General features: G+C 72.6%; 13 protein-coding genes. 12 read left to right on the plus strand and 1 reads right to left on the minus strand.

Features of this window, described 5'->3' with window-relative positions:
* Positions 1-22: 22 nt before the first annotated feature.
* Positions 23-586: an HNH endonuclease gene (locus ACFWWU_RS16780; RefSeq protein ID WP_150270194.1), complete on the minus strand. Its 564-nt coding sequence runs from the start codon at positions 584-586 to the stop codon at positions 23-25.
* 237 nt (positions 587-823) lie between these two features.
* Between ACFWWU_RS16780 and ACFWWU_RS16785 the strand changes: the two genes are divergently transcribed.
* The 12 genes from ACFWWU_RS16785 (at position 824) to ACFWWU_RS16840 (ending at position 17,199) form a co-directional block, all read left to right on the plus strand.
* Positions 824-1,903: a mechanosensitive ion channel family protein gene (locus tag ACFWWU_RS16785; RefSeq protein ID WP_384145344.1), complete on the plus strand. Its 1,080-nt coding sequence runs from the start codon at positions 824-826 to the stop codon at positions 1,901-1,903.
* Positions 1,904-2,134: 231 nt separating this feature from the next.
* On the plus strand, positions 2,135-3,349 hold the full coding sequence (locus ACFWWU_RS16790; protein WP_384145347.1) for an ROK family protein: 1,215 nt from the start codon (positions 2,135-2,137) through the stop codon (positions 3,347-3,349).
* Between the two features lie 68 nt (positions 3,350-3,417).
* Positions 3,418-4,764: an ABC transporter substrate-binding protein gene (locus ACFWWU_RS16795; protein WP_384145350.1), complete on the plus strand. Its 1,347-nt coding sequence runs from the start codon at positions 3,418-3,420 to the stop codon at positions 4,762-4,764.
* A 19-nt stretch (positions 4,765-4,783) separates the two neighbouring features.
* Entirely contained in the window at positions 4,784-5,782 is a 999-nt protein-coding gene (locus tag ACFWWU_RS16800) for a carbohydrate ABC transporter permease (protein WP_384145353.1), read from the plus strand.
* Between the two features lie 3 nt (positions 5,783-5,785).
* Entirely contained in the window at positions 5,786-6,688 is a 903-nt protein-coding gene (locus ACFWWU_RS16805) for a carbohydrate ABC transporter permease (RefSeq protein ID WP_384145356.1), read from the plus strand.
* 7 nt (positions 6,689-6,695) lie between these two features.
* Complete coding sequence (locus tag ACFWWU_RS16810; protein WP_384145359.1) at positions 6,696-7,961, plus strand: 6-phospho-beta-glucosidase; 1,266 nt, start codon at positions 6,696-6,698, stop codon at positions 7,959-7,961.
* Positions 7,952-9,136, plus strand: coding sequence for an N-acetylglucosamine kinase (locus ACFWWU_RS16815; protein ID WP_384145362.1), 1,185 nt, complete (start codon positions 7,952-7,954; stop codon positions 9,134-9,136). Before ACFWWU_RS16810 ends, ACFWWU_RS16815 begins: the two co-directional genes overlap by 10 nt.
* Positions 9,137-9,389: 253 nt before the next feature.
* On the plus strand, positions 9,390-10,820 hold the full coding sequence (locus ACFWWU_RS16820) for a hypothetical protein (protein ID WP_384145365.1): 1,431 nt from the start codon (positions 9,390-9,392) through the stop codon (positions 10,818-10,820).
* A gap of 11 nt (positions 10,821-10,831) precedes the next feature.
* Entirely contained in the window at positions 10,832-11,881 is a 1,050-nt protein-coding gene (locus ACFWWU_RS16825; RefSeq protein ID WP_384145368.1) for a glutamate ABC transporter substrate-binding protein, read from the plus strand.
* Between the two features lie 55 nt (positions 11,882-11,936).
* The gene (locus ACFWWU_RS16830; RefSeq protein ID WP_384145371.1) at positions 11,937-13,214 is read left to right on the plus strand and encodes a hypothetical protein; all 1,278 of its coding nucleotides are present in this window, start codon (positions 11,937-11,939) and stop codon (positions 13,212-13,214) included.
* Positions 13,215-13,273: 59 nt separating this feature from the next.
* Positions 13,274-15,781, plus strand: coding sequence for a tetratricopeptide repeat protein (locus tag ACFWWU_RS16835; protein ID WP_384145887.1), 2,508 nt, complete (start codon positions 13,274-13,276; stop codon positions 15,779-15,781).
* Positions 15,782-15,783: 2 nt separating this feature from the next.
* Positions 15,784-17,199, plus strand: coding sequence for a PP2C family protein-serine/threonine phosphatase (locus tag ACFWWU_RS16840; protein ID WP_384145374.1), 1,416 nt, complete (start codon positions 15,784-15,786; stop codon positions 17,197-17,199).
* Positions 17,200-17,242: the final 43 nt, after the last annotated feature.

Here is a 17,242-nt window from a genome sequence, read left to right on the forward strand (position 1 = left end):
CCGGGTACGCGAAAGGCCCGGCTCAACCCGTCGTCAGCGCCCCCACTGGGGCGTCCGCGACGGAGTCGATCCGGGCCATCACGTCCTCGGCACCGTACGGCTGGAGGTAGGGCAGCCAGCGGGGGTCCCGGTGTCCGGTCCCGATGATCCGCCAGGCCAGGCCGGTCGGCGGGGCCGGTTGGTGCCGCAGCCGCCAGCCGATCTCGCGCAGGTGCCGGTCGGCCTTGACGTGGTTGCAGCGGCGGCAGGCCGCCACCACGTTCTCCCAGGCGTGCGTGCCCCCTCTGCTGCGCGGGATGACGTGGTCGACGCTGGTCGCGACACCCCCGCAGTACATGCAGCGCCCGCCGTCGCGGGCGAAGAGGGCTCTGCGGGTCAAGGGAACGGGCCCCCTGTAGGGGACCCGCACGAAGCGTTTCAGTCGCACCACGCTCGGCGCGGGGAGGACTTGGGTCTCGCTGTGCAGGAAGGCGCCGGACTCCTCGAGGCAGAGAGCCTTGTTCTCCAGTACGAGGACGAGTGCGCGGCGGAGCGGTACGACGCCGAGCGGCTCGTACGACGCGTTGAGGACCAGGACATGCGGCACGGATGCCTCCAATGGCGCCGGCGGCGCGTGGCTCGCGCCGGGACGAACTGCTCTCAGTCTCTCCTCATGCCTGGTCGGAACGCCACCACGTACCGGAATCGGGGTGACGGGCCCGGGGTGTTCTCGACCACATCGGCATCTCTCCGAGTACTTGCCCAGGTGAGGTCCGTCTCTCCCTCGAACACGGCAACAGGACCACGTCCGATGCCCCGTTAGTGTGGATGGTCTGCGTACGCGATGCCTGGAGGTTGCCCCGTGCCCTGGTCCGCCCTAGCGGCTGCCACCGAACCCGAGCCCATTCCGGTGACCCTGGACGAGGCGGCGGAGAAGGCCACGAACGCGGCGAGCTGGGTGGAGGAGAACTGGTCCACCTGGCTGAACACCGGCCTCCGCATCCTGCTGATCCTGGTCGTCGCGCTCCTGCTGCGGATGGCCGTCCGCCGCGCCCTGACCAAGCTGATCGAGCGGATGAACCGCTCGGCCCAGGCGGTGGAGGGCACGGCCCTCGGCGGCCTCCTCGTCAACACCGAGCGGCGGCGGCAGCGCTCGGAGGCGATCGGTTCGGTGCTGCGCTCGGTCGCGTCGTTCCTGATCCTGGGCACGGCGGGGCTGATGATCCTCGGCGCCTTCCAGATCGATCTGGCGCCGCTGCTGGCCTCGGCCGGTGTGGCCGGCGTGGCGATCGGATTCGGCGCCCGGAACCTGGTGACGGACTTCCTGTCCGGCGTCTTCATGATCCTGGAGGACCAGTACGGGGTCGGTGACTCGGTCGACGCGGGCGTGGCCTCCGGCGAGGTCGTCGAGGTGGGCCTGCGGGTGACCAAGCTGCGGGGCGTGGACGGCGAGATCTGGTACGTGCGCAACGGCGAGATCAAGCGGATCGGGAACCTCAGCCAGGGCTGGGCGACGGCGGGCGTGGACGTGACCGTCCGGCCGACGGAGGACCTGGAGCGGGTGCGGTCGGTGATCACCGAGGCGGCGGATTCCATGACCAAGGAAGAGCCGTGGAACGAGCGCCTGTGGGGGCCCGTCGAGGTGCTCGGTCTGAGCGAGGTGCTGCTCGACTCGATGACGGTCCGGGTCTCGGCGAAGACGATGCCGGGCAAGGCGCTGGGCGTGGAGCGCGAGCTGCGCTGGCGCATCAAGCAGGGCCTGGACGCGGCCGGCATCCGGATCGTGGGCGGGGTCCCGGTCCAGGCCGAGGAGTCCGCGGCCGACCCGACGGCGGGCATGAGCGCCCCGTCGGCCTTCGCCTCGGCGACCTCGCCGCAGTCGGCGGCGGCGACCCCGCTGCCGAGGACGGACCTCACCAAGTAGCGCGCAGGAGCGCGCGCGTAGCGGCACGTACGGGCAGACGCCCCCGCAGGTAACGCTTTGGTTGCCTTCGGGGGCGTCCTGCGTTCCCGGGTCTTGACGCCCCGGTGACGGCCGCCTTATTTTCCTCCCACCGAATAGGAAACTTTCCTAACAGTGTGGTGAAGGAAGCGGCCCCGGCAGGCAGCAGAATGGCCGGAACCCGATCAGCTCCGAAGGGCAGGTGCACCCCTCATGGCCGGTACGACCCCGGGAACCCCCGGCACACCGCGCGTGCTGCGAGCCATGAACGACCGGGCCGCCCTGGACCTGCTCCTCGAACACGGACCGCTCTCGCGGACCCGGATCGGCAAGCTCACCGGCCTGTCCAAGCCGACCGCCTCCCAGCTGCTCGCCCGGCTCGAAGCCGCCGGGCTCGTCGTCGCCACCGGCACCACCGAAGGCCGGCCCGGCCCCAACGCCCAGCTCTACGCGGTGAACGCGCGGGCCGCGTACGCCGCCGGGCTCGACGTCAACGAACACCGCATCCACGCCGCCGTCGCCGACGTCACCGGCGAGATCGTCGGCGAGTACGAGCTCCGCACCCCCGGCCGTACCGCCACCGGCGTCGTCCACCAGGTCACCAACGCCCTGGGCGGCGCCGTCAAGGCGGCCGGGATCGCCCCCGACGAGGTGCGGCGCCTGGTCATCGGCACCCCCGGCGCCTTCGACCCGGCCACCGGACGGCTGCGGTACGCCTCCCACCTGCCCGGCTGGCACTCCCCCACCCTCCTGGAGGAGCTGGCCGCCGCCCTGCCCATGCCCTTCGAGTACGAGAACGACGTCAACCTCGTCGCCATCGCCGAACAGCGCGTGGGCGCCGCCCGCGGCCACGCCGACTTCGCCCTGCTGTGGAACGAGGCCGGCATGGGAGCCGCCCTCGTCCTCGGCGGGCGGCTGCACCGCGGCTTCACCGGCGGCGCCGGCGAGGTCGGTTTCCTGCCCGTCCCCGGCACCCCGCTGGTCCGACAGGTCACCAAGGCCAACTCCGGTGGCTTCCAGGAGCTCGCCGGCGTCCAGTCCGTGCCCCGGATCGCCCGCGCCGCCGGGATCGAGACCCCCGACCAGCCGTACGTACCGGTCGCGAGCGGCCTGCTGTCCCGGGCCGCCGAGACCCACGGGGACGACTCCCGGTACGCGGAGCTGCTCGACCGGTACGCCGAGCGCGTCGCCACCGGTCTCGCCTCGATCATCGCCGTCCTCGACCCCGAACTGATCGTGCTCTCCGGTGACGCCCTCGTCTCCGGCGGCGAACCCCTCCGCTCCCGCGTCCAGTCCGAGCTCGCCGAGCTCGCGGCCTCCCGTCCGCGGCTCGTCCTCGCCGCCGTACCCCGGCGCCCGGTGCTGCGCGGCGCCCTCGAAAGCGCCCTCGCGACCACGCGCGACGAGGTCTTCGACACCTCGCGCTGACCCCCGACCCCGCCCCGCCTCGCGCCCCTATCCCGTCCCGTAAGCCTCCGCCACAGGGAGACACCGTCATGCCCGCACGTCCGCGCAGAGCAGCCGCCGCGCTCGCCGCCACCGCCTCGATCGCCCTCTTCGCCTCCGCCTGTACGGGCTCCACCGAGAACAAGGCGAGCGACGACCCGAACGCCAAGACCACGATCACCTTCTGGCACGGCTGGTCGGCACCCCCCGAGGTCAAGGCGATCGAGGACAACATCGACCGCTTCGAGAAGGCCCACCCGAACATCAAGGTGAAGGTCGTCGGCGGCATCAACGACGACAAGCTGGGCCAGGCGCTGCGCGCCGGCGGTTCGAACGGCCCCGACGTCGTCTCCTCCTTCACCACCTCCAACGTCGGCAAGTTCTGCGCGTCGGGCGCGCTCGCGGATCTCAAGCCCTTCGTCGAAAAGGACAAGCTGGACCTCGACAAGATCTTCCCGAAGGTCCTCCAGGGGTACACGCAGTTCGAGGGCAAGCGCTGCTCGATGCCACTGCTCTCCGACGCGTACGGCCTCTACTACAACAAGGACGCGTTCAAGGCGGCCGGCCTCGACCCCGAGGCCCCGCCGAAGACCTGGTCCCAGTTCACCGAGGTCGCCAAGAAGCTCACCAAGGCCAAGGGCGACTCCTACGAGCGACTCGGCTTCATGCCGAACTACCTCGGCTACGAGACCGTCGTCGAGCACTACATGTCGCAGTGGAAGCACAACGGGTACTTCGACGCGGACGGCAAGTCGACCGTCGCGAAGGACCCGGCGTTCGCCGAGATGATGACGTACCAGAAGTCGCTGGTGGAGGCCTTGGGCGGCTTCCAGAAGCTCGACAAGTACCGCACCACGTTCGGCGCCGAGTGGGGCTCCAAGCATCCCTTCCACACCGGCCAGGTCGCCATGCAGCTGGACGGCGAGTGGCGGCTGAACTTCGTCAAGAACGCCAAGGTGACGTTCGACGTCGGCGTCGCGCCGATGCCGGTCGCCGACGACGAGATCGCCGAGTACGGCAAGGGCTACCTCTCCGGCACGATCATGGGCATCGCCCCCCAGAGCAAGAAGCAGAACGCGGCCTGGGAGCTGATCAAGTACATGACCACGGACACCGAGGCCGTGGTGAACTTCGCGAACGACATCGGCAACGTCCCCTCCACCCTGGAGGCGCTGAAGTCCCCGAACCTGAAGTTCGACGACCGCTTCAAGACCTTCCTGGACATCGCCCAGCACCCCGAGTCCACCACCATGGACGGCGCCGTGAACGGCGCCAGCTACCAGGAGACCCTCTCCGCCCTCGCCCACAAGTACGAGAAGGGCCAGGTCACCGATCTGAAGAAGGGCCTCGCGGACACCGCGGCCCAGATCGACCGCGACATCGCCGCGGCGAAGTGACGGCCGGGACCACACGCCCATGAGCACGGACACCCTGCCCGCGAAGGCGGCGGCGGCCCCGGCCGCCGCCGCCCCGGGGGGACAGAACACCCTGCGGTCGAAGCGCCGGCGCAACGCGCTGCGCACCGCACTGTTCATGTCCCCCTGGCTGATCGGATTCGGCTTCTTCTTCGCCTATCCGCTCCTCTCCACGCTGTACTTCTCGTTCATGCGGTACGACGGCCTCAACCCGCCGACCTGGCGGGGCGTGGAGAACTGGACGTACGTCTTCTCCGACCTGCCGAAGTTCTGGCCGGCGATGCAGAACACCCTCTGGCTGGCCGTCGTGATGGTCTCCTGCCGGGTCGTCTTCGGCCTCGGCGTCGGCATGCTGATCACCAAGATCAAGACGGGCGCCGGCGTCTTCCGCACCCTCTTCTACCTGCCGTACCTGGCCCCGCCGGTGGCGGCCACGCTCGCCTTCGTCTTCCTGCTCAACCCCGGTACGGGACCGGTCAACTCGCTCCTGGAGGCGGTCGGCATCCCCGCCCCCTCCTGGTTCAACGACGCGGACTGGGCCAAGCCGGCCCTGACGGTCCTCGCCGTGTGGGGCGTCGGCGACCTCATGGTCATCTTCATGGCCGCCCTGCTCGACGTACCGAAGGAGCAGTACGAGGCCGCCGAGCTGGACGGCGCGTCCCCGTGGCAGCGGTTCCGCTACATCACCCTGCCGAACATCTCGCCGATCGTGCTCTTCGCGGTCGTCACCGGGATCATCGGCGCGATGCAGTACTACACCCAGCCGATCGTGGCCTCCAAGGTCGCCTCGGGGGTGATGGGCGGCTCCGGCGTGACCTTCCAGCCCGGCTACCCGGACGACTCCACGCTGACCCTCCCGCAGCTGGTCTACAGCCTCGGCTTCAGCCAGTTCAACTACGGCGCGGCCTGCGTCGTGGCACTGGTGCTCTTCGCCTTCTCCATGGCCTTCACCGCGCTCCTCATGCGCAGGCGCGGCGGCCTGATCGGCTCGGGTGACTGAAACATGACGACCGCAACCGCCCCCGCCCCCGCCCCCTCTCCCGCCGCTCGCGTCGCGAGCCCCGCGGAGAAGCGGGCCCGCCGCAGGTCGCTGCTGCACTGGATCGCCGTGCACTCGCTCGGCATCGCCGCGGCCCTGTTCTTCGTGCTCCCGTTCCTCTTCGTCTTCCTCACCTCCCTGATGAGCGACGACCAGGCGCTCACCCGGGACCTGACGCCGAACTCCTGGCACTGGGAAATCTACGTCAAGGTCTTCCGGACCGACGGCTTCCTCACCTGGTGGAGGAACTCGCTGCTCTACGCCGGGCTCGGCACCGCCCTCGTCGTGGTGTCCTCGATCCCCGTGGCGTACGCGCTCGCCAAGTTCCGCTTCCGCGGCCGGCACCTGTCGCTGCTGCTCGTCATCTCGATGATGATGCTGCCGCCACAGGTCGTGATCATCCCCATGTACCTGTTCTGGGCCAAGCAGATGGACCTCTCCGGCACGCTGTGGCCGCTGATCATCCCGATGGTCTTCGGCGACGCGTTCGCCGTCTTCCTGCTGCGCCAGTTCCTGCTGACGATCCCGAACGAGTACATCGAGGCCGCGAGGATCGACGGGTGCGGCGAGTTCCGCACCCTGATACGCGTCGTGCTGCCGATGGCCAAGCCCGGCATCGCCGCCGTCGCCCTGTTCCAGTTCTTCTACTGCTGGAACGACTACTTCGGGCCGCAGATCTACGCCTCCGAGAACCCGGGTGCCTGGACGCTGAGTTACGGCCTGGAGTCCTTCAAGGGCGCGCACCACACCGACTGGAATCTGACCATGGCCGCGACCGTCCTGGTCATGGCCCCTGTGATCCTCGTCTTCTTCTTCGCCCAGAAGGCGTTCGTCGAGGGAGTCACACTGACCGGAGTGAAGGGCTGAATCACACATGAAGCTCGCTGTCGTGGGGGGCGGCTCCACCTACACCCCCGAACTGATCGACGGATTCGCGCGGTTGCGCGACACCCTGCCCATCACCGAACTCGTCCTCGTCGACCCGGCCACCGAGCGGCTCGAACTCGTCGGCGGGCTCGCCCGGCGCATCTTCGCCAAGCAGGGCCACGCCGGGAAGATCGTCACCACCTCCGACCTGGACGCCGGGGTCGAGGGCGCCGACGCCGTCCTGCTCCAGCTGCGGGTCGGCGGGCAGGCCGCCCGGAACCAGGACGAGACCTGGCCGCTGGAGTGCGGCTGCGTCGGCCAGGAGACCACCGGCGCCGGCGGCCTCGCCAAGGCGCTGCGGACCGTCCCGGTGGTCCTGGACATCGCCGAGCGCGTCCGGCGCACCAACCCCGACGCCTGGATCATCGACTTCACCAACCCCGTCGGCATCGTCACGCGCGCGCTGCTCCAGGCCGGGCACAAGGCCGTCGGGCTGTGCAATGTGGCCATCGGCTTCCAGCGGAGGTTCGCGAAGCTCCTCGACGTGGCCCCGTCCGCGATCCACCTCGACCACGTCGGCCTCAACCACCTGACGTGGGAGACGGGCGTACGGCTCGGCGGTCCCGACGGCGAGAACGTGCTGCCGCGGCTGCTCGCCGAGCACGGCGACACCATCGCCGGCGACCTGCACCTGCCGCGTCTGGTCATGGACCGCTTCGGCGTCGTCCCCTCGTACTACCTGCGGTACTTCTACGCGCACGACGAGGTGGTGCGCGAGCTCGGCACCAAGCCCTCGCGGGCCGCCGAGGTCGCGGCGATGGAGAAGGAACTCCTGGAGATGTACGGGGACCCGGCGCTCGACGAGAAGCCGGCGCTGCTCGGCAAGCGCGGCGGCGCCTTCTACTCGGAGGCGGCCGTGGACCTGGCCGCCTCCCTCCTGGGCGGCGGCGGTTCGCCGTACCAGGTGGTGAACACGTACAACAACGGCACGCTGCCGTTCCTGCCGGACGACGCCGTCATCGAGACGCAGGCGGCGGTGGGCCGGGACGGTGCGGCGCCGCTGCCGGTCGCGCCGGTGGACCCGCTGTACGCCGGGCTGATCGCGAACGTCACGGCCTACGAGGACCTGGCCCTGGAGGCGGCGCTGCGCGGTGGCCGCGACCGGGTGTTCAAGGCGCTGCTCGCGCACCCGCTGGTCGGACAGTACGCGTACGCCGAGGGCCTCACGGACCGGCTGCTCGCGCACAACCGGGAGCACCTCGCGTGGGCCTGACCGGAACGCTGCTGGCCATCGACGCCGGCAACAGCAAGACCGACGTCGCCGTCGTCGCCGAGGACGGCACGGTCCTCGGCGCGGCGCGCGGCGGCGGATTCCAGCCCCCGCTGGTGGGGGTGGAGGCGGCGGTCGACGCGCTCGCGGAGATCGTCGACCGGGCGTGGGCCCAGGCGCAGGCGCCGGCCGGGGGCGCGGGGCTTCCGGCCGGGGGTACCGGTCTCACGGCCGGGGGTGCCGGGCTCACGGCCGGAGGTGCCGGGCTCACGGCCGGAGGTGCCGGGCTCGCGACCGGAGGTGCCGGGCTCACGGCCGGAGGTGCCGGGCTCGCGACCGGGGGTACCGGTCTCACGACCGGAGGGGCCGGTCTCACGGCCGGGGGTACCCGTCTCGCGCCCTCCTTCGCGCACGTCGCGGCCTGTCTCGCCAACGCCGATCTGCCCGTCGAGGAGGCCGAGTTGCTGGCCGCGCTGGTGGCCCGTGGCTGGAGCCGGTCCGTGCGGGTGCACAACGACACCTTCGCGATACTGCGGGCCGGTCTCGACGAGCCGCGGGGCGTGGCGGTGGTGTGCGGCGCCGGGATCAACTGCGTCGGGATGACCCCGGACGGGCGGACCGCGCGCTTCCCCGCGATCGGGAAGATCTCCGGGGACTGGGGCGGCGGCAGCGCCATGGCCGAGGAGGCGCTCTGGTTCGCGGCGCGCGCCGAGGACGGGCGCGGCGAGCCGAGCGAGCTGGCGCGCGCGCTGCCCGCGCACTTCGGTCTGGAGACGATGTACGCGCTGATCGAGGCGCTGCACCTGGGCCGGATCCCGTTCGGCCGGCGCCACGAGCTGACGCCAGTGCTGTTCCGGGTGAGCGCGGCGGGCGACCCGGTCGCGCTGGCGCTCGTGCACCGGCTCGCCGAGGAGGTCGCCGCCCTGTCGGCGGTGGCGCTCGGGCGGCTCGGACTGCTCGACGAAGAGGCGCCGGTGATGCTGGGCGGCAGCGTCCTCGCCGCGCGCCACCCGCAGTTGGAGGACCGGATCGCCGAACTCCTCGACGTCCGGGCGCCCAAGGCGACGATCGGCTTCGTCACCGCGCCGCCGGTCCTCGGGGCCGGGCTCCTCGCCCTGGACGAGGTCGCGGCGGCTCCGGCGGCGGCCGCCCGGCTGCGGGAGCACTACGGGGCCTGAGTGGCGTGAGTGCGGGGCGGTTCTTCTCTTCGAAGAGGCGCCCCGCACGCGTGTTCACTCCTTCGAGCGATGTCCGAAAGGGAACCGATCGCCGCCGGGGGACGTATTCAAGGTGAGGGGGTTCACCTGCGGATGTGCCGGGGGCATGAGGCACGATAAGAACAAGATCGCGTCAATCCCGGTGTGCGGGCAGGCCTCTGCGGCCATACTGCTGGCCGGACGGACCGACGTCAGCGACCCAGGGGGAGGTCAAGTGACATACCCGCCCAACGCGCCCGCCGCCCCGGCGACGGCACAGGCCACGGCGCCCGCACCGGCGCGCCCGGGCACGGTGCCGGCGCAGCCGTCGGCCGCGTCCGCCGGCGGCCCGCCCGCGGGACGCGGCGCCTGGGCCGTGGGGCGCGAGCGACTCCGTGAGGCCGCGACGACCGAGCCCGGCCGGCTCCAGATCCTCGGGGCCGTACTCGCGCTGCTCGTCGTCGCGTTCGGGGCCGTCACCGCCCTCGAGGTCACCGGCCGCGGCTCCGCCGCCGACGACGTGGTCAGCCGCAGCCAGCCGCTGAGCGCCGACGCCGCCGCCGTCTACCGCTCCCTCGCCGACGCGGACACGACCGCCGCCAGCGGCTTCCTCGCGGGCACCCTGGAGCCCGCGGAGTCCCGCGAGCGGTACGACGAGGACATCGCCACCGCGGCCCGGCTCCTCGTGAAGGCCGCGGCGAACACCGAGGGTTCGAGCGCGTCGGCCCGCGAGATCACCACGCTCAACGAACAGCTGCCGCGCTACACGGGCCTGATAGAGCGCGCCCGGGCCGCCAACCGGCAGGGGCTGCCGCTCGGCGGGGCCTATCTGCGGTACGCGAACCAGCAGATGACCACCGAGCTGCTGCCCGCCGCCGAGCGGCTGTACGCGGCGGAGATCCGACGGCTCCACGAGGACGACGACTCCGCCCGCACCTGGCCCTTCCTGTCGCTCGCGCTCGGCCTGACGGCCCTCGCCGCGCTGGCCTGGGCGCAGCGCCGCAACTACGCCCGCACCCACCGGGTGTTCAACCAGGGCCTCCTCGCCGCCACCGCCGCCTCGCTGGTCGTCCTGGTCTGGCTCCTCGCCGCGCACACGGTCGTGCGGGCCGAGCTGAACGCCGCCCGGGCACACGGGCAGGAGTCCCTCCAGCTCCTCAACGAGGCCCGGATCAGCTCGCTCACCGCCCGCGCCAACGAGAACCTCACCCTGGTCGCCCGGGGCGCCGTCCTCACGGAGGACGGCAAGAACGACAAGTACGAGGCGGACTACACGGCGAGCATGACCGCCCTGACGACCGCGCTCGCCGCGGCGCGGGAGCTCGCCGACGACGACGCCGGGCGCTCGCCGGTGGACGAGGCGTCGTCACGTACCGGCGAGTGGCAGAAGCGCCACAAGGCGGCCCGCGCCGAGGACGAGGCCGGCAACTTCGAGGGCGCGCTCAGCCTGATCGTCGGCGCCAAGGAGACGACGGGCCAGTCCTTCGACCAGGTCGACGCGGCCCTGGAGCGGGCCCTCGCCCACGAGCAGGCCGAGTTCACCCGCTCCGCCGACGACGCCAGGGGCGCGCTGACGGCGCTGCCGCTGGGTGCGGCGGCGCTCGGGATCCTGGGCGCGGCGGGCGCCGTGCTCGGCATCAACCGCAGACTTTCGGAGTACCGGTGAGAGGGGGCGGGATGCCGAACGGCACGGACCCGCTGGTGCGGCGGGCCGCACAGCGGCTGCGTGGCTGGGGCGGGGTCACCGCCATGGCCATGGCCTGCGGGCTCACCGCCTCGCTGACGCTGCTGCCGCTGGCACACGACGGGAGCGGCGCCGAGGCCGTGCCCGGGACGACCGGCTCCGGCCCCGGTGTGGGCACCGGCGTGCAGGTCGGCGTCCAGGCCAAGGCCGACACCTGTGAGAACCCGGAGGCCTCGCTCCGGCCCGGCGCGGTGGACGGCCCCTCGATCCAGGCGATCAAGGCGCGCGGGAAGCTCGTCGTCGGCGTCGACCAGTCCAGCTACCGCTGGGGTTACCGGAACCCGGAGAACCGCGCGCTGGAGGGCTTCGACATCGATCTGGCCAAGGCCATCGCACGGGACATCCTCGGCGACGACAAGGCCGTGATCTTCCGGGCGATCCCGACGAACCAGCGGATCGCCGCCCTGGACAGCGGCAAGGTCGACCTCGTCGTGCGGACGATGACGATCAACTGCAAGCGGATCCAGCAGGTCGCCTTCTCCACCGCCTACTTCCAGGCCGGGCAGCAGGTCCTCGCGCCCAAGCTCGACCACGGCATCACCGGCTACGACTCCTCGCTGCGCGGCAAGCGGATCTGCACCGCCGAGGGGTCCACGGCCTACGAGGAGCTGGAGAAGAACTCCTTCGGCGCCGTCTTCAAGGACGAGGCCGACGGCACGAAGGACGACAAGGACCTGCTGACCGTCCCCAACCAGCTGGACTGTCTGGCCCGGCTCCAGCTCGGCGAGGTCGACGCGGTCGTCACCGACAACGCGCTCGCGGCCGGCCAGGCCGCCCAGGACCCGGCGGTCGAACTGAAGGGCAAGCCGTTCACCACGGAGTACTACGGGGTGGCCGCCAAGCTCGGGAACGACGACCTGGTCCGCCGGGTCAACAAGGTCCTCGTGGACTACCGGAACGGGCCCTGGCAGCAGGCGTACGACCACTGGCTCAAGGCGGACCTGCCCGGGATAGCCGGACCGCCCGAACCCCTATACAAGTGACCCGGCCGGCAGCCCCCGCGAGCAGCCGCTGGACACGCGGCGGAAGAGGTGATCGATGGGCGTCACGGGACCTCCCGGTCCGGTGATGGACCGGGACGAGGTGGACCGTGCGCTGGCACGGCTCGGCGCCGAGCACAAGGCGATCGAGGACTCGCTCCTCGCCCTCCAGGACCACGCGGGCCGCAGGCTGCTCGAAGGGGCCGAGCTGACCGGCACGACCCGGGACCGCTGGGCGGCCGCCGAGCGGACCATCGCCCTGCTCTGGACCTGCTTCGACGTGTACACGAGCGCCCTGCGCGACGCCCGTGGGGTACGGACGCGGCGCCGCTGGCCCGGCCGGGACGAGCTCGTGGAGCTGACCGACCGGCTGCGCGGCGAGAGCGTCCTCGTCGCGGGCGGGGCGGGGGAACAGGGGCTGCTCTCCGAGCGGTTCACGCTCGAAGGGCTCGTCCGCCGGATGAACGAGCTGTACGCCTCCTCGCTCGACGTGGTGGTCACCGCCGACGCCGTCTGGTCGGCGCTGCCCGCCCGGATAGACCTGCTCGCCGCGGAGCTCGGCCGGACGCGCTCGCTCGCGCACTCGGTCGGCGTGCGGCCCGGGGAGCACCCGGCCGGCGACGAGCTGGAGGACATCACGGCCGAGCTGACCGCGCTGCGCTCGCAGGTCGTGACGGATCCGCTCGCCTTCTGGCGGCCCGCCGCGGGCAGTTCGGCGCCCGGTGGAGGGCGGCCGGACACCGCGCGGTACGACCGGGCGGCCCTGGCCCTGGAGGACATCCGGCGCGAGATCGAGGCGGTCCTCGCGGTCCGGCAGGACTCCGAGGACCGGCTGCTGCGGCTGCGGGACGTGCTGTCCCGCGCGGACCGGACGCTCGCCGAGGCCCGGTCGGCGCGCGGCGAGGTCCTGGCGAAGATCGCCGCCTCCGAGGTGCCGGCCGTCAGCGGGCCGCCGACGGCGCTCCAGGAGCGGCTCGCGGCCGCCGCGGAGTACCGCAGGCACCAGCGGTGGCACCGGCTCTCCCCGCTCCTGGAGTCCCTGGAGCGGGAGGCCGAGGACGAGTTGATGCGGGCCCGGGAGTCACTGACCGCGGTCACGGCGCCGCTCGCGGTCCGGGCCGAGCTGCGCGGCCGGCTCGACGCGTACAAGGCGAAGGTGGCGCGGCTGGGGGCGGCGGAGGACCCGCTGCTCATCGAGCGGTACGACGCGGCACGCCGGATGCTGTGGAGCGCGCCCTGCGACCTGCGGGTCGCGGAGCAGGCCGTGCTGCGCTACCAGCAGGCCGCGGCGGACGTACTGTCCGGCCCGAGAGATGCCGGAGGACGACAGTGGTGAGCGGGGAGACGGGTGTGGGGAGCTGTCAGCGTCCCTCGTGCGAGGGTTCGTACGAGGACATGGGAGGCGGCGAGCTGTACTGCGACACCTGCGGGCTCGCGCCGGTCGTCGCGCCCGGAGGGCTGATCGGTTCGACGCCGACGGGCCTGGCCGTACCCGGCAAGGGCACGGGCACGGGCACGGGGATCGGCTCCGGGCGCGGGTCCGGGGTCGGGGGGCCCGATTCGAGCTCCTCGCGGAGTTCGCGGGCGTCCTCGCGCGCCTCGTCGCGTTCGTCTCGCTCGTCGACGTCGCGCCGTTCGGTCTCCGGCCGGCTCTCGCGCTCGCTCTCCGGTGCCTCCGGTGCCTCCGGCGGCCGCTCGGTGTCGGTGCGCAGCTCGGGCACGTCGACCGGGCAGTCCGCCCGGAACCGGCTGGGCGCGGGCCTGGTGACGATCCCGGAGGTGCCGCGTCCCGACCCGCGGGGCGCCGTGATGGAGAACCCGGAGGTGCCGGAGCGGAAGCGTTTCTGCTCCCGCTCCGACTGCGGGGCGCCGGTGGGCCGTTCGCGCGGTGACCGGCCGGGTCGTACGGAGGGCTTCTGCACCAAGTGCGGGCACCCGTACTCCTTCGTGCCGAAGCTGACCGGCGGGGACATCGTCCACGGCCAGTACGAGGTCGCGGGCTGCCTCGCGCACGGCGGACTCGGCTGGGTCTACCTCGCCGTCGACCGGGCGGTCTCCGACCGGTGGGTGGTGCTCAAGGGCCTGCTCGACACCGGCGACCAGGACGCGATGGCCGCGGCCATCTCGGAGCGCCGCTTCCTCGCCGAGATCGAGCACTCCAACATCGTCCGGATCTACAACTTCGTCGAGCACCTCGACCAGCGCACCGGCTCCATGGACGGCTACATCGTCATGGAGTACGTCGGCGGCAAGTCGCTCAAGGAGATCGCCAACGACCGGCGGACCCCGGACGGCCGGCGCGACCCGCTGCCGGTGGAGCAGGCCTGCGCGTACGGGATCGAGGCCCTGGAGGCGCTCGGCCATCTGCACAGCCGGAACCTGCTGTACTGCGACTTCAAGGTCGACAACGCCATCCAGACCGAGGACCAGCTGAAGCTCATCGACATGGGCGCGGTCCGGCGGATGGACGACGACGAGTCGGCGATCTACGGCACGGTCGGCTACCAGGCGCCGGAGGTGGCCGAGGTCGGCCCGTCGGTGGCCAGTGACCTGTACACGGTGGCGCGGACGCTTGCCGTGATGGCGTTCGACTTCCAGGGCTACACGAACGTGTTCGTGGACTCGCTGCCCGACCCGGAGCACATCGCGGTCTTCCGGACGTACGAGTCGTTCTACCGCTTCCTGGTCCGCGCCACGGATCCGGACCCCGCGCGGCGGTTCTCCTCCGCGCAGGAGATGGCGGAGCAGCTGACCGGCGTCCTGCGCGAGGTGGTGGCGCTCCAGTCGGGGCGTCCGCGTCCCGCGCTGTCGACGCTGTTCGGCACGGAGGTCCGGGTGACGGACACCGCGCTGTTCGCCGAACTGACGGAGGACGTGTCGCTGCTCGGGGCCCGAAGGGGTACCGGGAAGCGGGGCGGTGGACGGCAGGCTCCTCCGGGCGGCGGGCCGGAGGCCGGGGCCGGGCTCGGGTGGTTGCTCGCGGCGCTCGACGCGCCCGCCACCGGGCTCGCGCTGCCCGTGCCGCGCGTCGACACGAGCGACCCGAACGCCGGATTCCTCGCCGGTCTGTCGGCCGCCGCCCCCGCCGAGCTGCTCGGCGCGCTCCAGGCCGCGCCCGCGTCCTCCACCGAACTGCGGCTGCGCACCCTGCGGGCCCACCTGGAGCTGGGCGACGCGCCCACCGCCGTACGGACCCTCGCGGCGCTGGAGGAGCGGGACCCGGACGACTGGCGGGTGGTCTGGTACCGGGGCGTGACCTCGCTGGTGACCGGGGACCACGAGCACGCGGCACTCGCCTTCGACGCGATCTACGACGCCTTCCCCGGGGAGCCGGCGCCGAAGCTGGCCCTGGGGATCTGCGCCGAGGTCCTCGGCCAGCTGGACAACGCCGCCGAGTACTACCGGCTCGTGTGGGCCACCGACCCGAGCTTCGTCAGCGCGGCCTTCGGGCTCGCCCGTGTGCAGCTCGCGGCGGGCGACCGCGCCGGAGCCGTACGGACCCTGGAGTCCGTGCCGGAGGCCTCGATCCACTACACGGCGGCCCGGGTCGCGGCCGTGCGGGCGCGGCTCCGGCGGCGCCCGGCGCACGAGCCGCTCGGCGCCGAACTGACGGCCGCCGCGGCGCAGGTCTCCGCGCTCCAGGGCTTCGGTCTCGACGCGGTCCGCCGGGAGCAGTTGTCGACGGAGGTCCTCGGGACGGCCCTCGACTGGGTACTCTCCGGGAGTCCCGGTGCGGCACCGGGCGGCGGCGCGCTGCTGCTCGGGAGTGAACTGGACGAGCGCGGACTGCGCTTCGGCCTCGAACGCTCGTACCGGGTGCTGGCCCGGCTCGCCCAGCGGGGCGAGGAGAGGATCGAACTGGTGGAGCGGGCCAACCGTTTCCGCCCCCGGACGTGGGTGTGAGGATGTCCCAGAAGCCGAAGCCGAAGCCGGAGTCGAAGCCGTCGCGCGGACTCGCCGGCTGCCCGGGCTGCGCGGAGCCGCTGGACTCGGGTGACCGGTACTGCGGGGCGTGCGGCTACGACCTGTCGGCCGTCCCGGCGGCCGAGACGGAGCCGGACCGCCCGACCGTGGCGATCGTCGCCCCCGTGGACTGGCCGGTCGCACCGCCCCGGGAGGCCGGTTCGCTCTCGACGGCGACCCAGCACCCCGGCGACCTGCCGGGCACCGATTCCGGTGGCCGTGACCTGCCCACGATGGCGGTCCGCACGGACGGCCCGGTGCCTGCGGGCACGCCCGCGCCGGGTGGGGACTTCGAGCTCGCCGCCCCCGACCCCCGTACCGCGGTACAGGTGGACCCGCCCCAGGCCGCCCAGGCTCCGGCCGCCCCACCGCCGGTGCCCGCTCAGCCCCCCGCGCCCGACGCGTCGGCGGCGGCGACGTTGTGCGTGGCCTGCCGGGCCGGGCGGGTGGACACCGACGGCTACTGCGAGAACTGCGGGCACGCGCAGCCGCGCGAGCGGGACCACATGGAGCAGGAGCTCGACACCGTCGCCGCCGTCAGCGACCGGGGACTGCGCCACCACCGCAACGAGGACGCGTTCGCCGTCTCGGCGACCACCCTCCCCGGCGGCTCCCCCGCCACCCTCGCGATCGTCTGTGACGGCGTCTCCTCGGCGACCCGGCCCGACGAGGCCTCCGCCGCCGCCGCGCGGGCCGCCGGCGCCTCGCTGCTCGCCGCGCTGCCCCGCGGCATCCACCCTCAGCAGGCGATGCACGAGGCGATCGTCGCCGCCGCCGAGGCCGTCAACTCCCTCGCGGAGGAGCCCGGCCCGGACGGGGCCGAGCACGACCCCCATCTGGGGGCACCTTCCAGGCGAAGCTCTGGGGGATCGCCGGCCTGCACCATCGTCGGCTCCGTCGTCGCCGACGGCCTGCTCGTCGTCGGCTGGGTCGGGGACAGCCGCGTCTACTGGGTGCCGGACGACCGCGCCACCCCGTCCGCGCGGCTCACCGAGGACGACTCGTGGGCCGCCCAGATGGTCGCCGCGGGCCTCATGAACGAGGCCGAGGCGTACGCGGACGAGCGCGCCCACGCGATCACGGGCTGGCTGGGCGCCGACGCGTACGAACTGGACCCGCACACGGCCGCGTTCAAGCCGGACCGGTCCGGGGTGGTCGTGGTCTGCACGGACGGGCTCTGGAACTACGCGGAGGGCGCCGAGGACATGGCGAGGGTCGTCCCGCCGGACGCGGCGGCCCGCCCGCTGGCCGCCGCGCAGGCCCTGGTCGGCCACGCCCTCGACGGCGGAGGCCACGACAACATCACGGTGGCGCTGCTGCCGTTCACCGTCGCTCCCCCGGGGGCAGGATCCGCCTGAGCGGTCGCCGGTCCCCCTGTCCCCTCCCCCTCCCCCTTCTTGC

It is taken from the genome of Streptomyces sp. NPDC058650, assembly GCF_042717315.1.
In the GTDB taxonomy this organism is placed as follows: Bacteria; Actinomycetota; Actinomycetes; order Streptomycetales; family Streptomycetaceae; genus Streptomyces.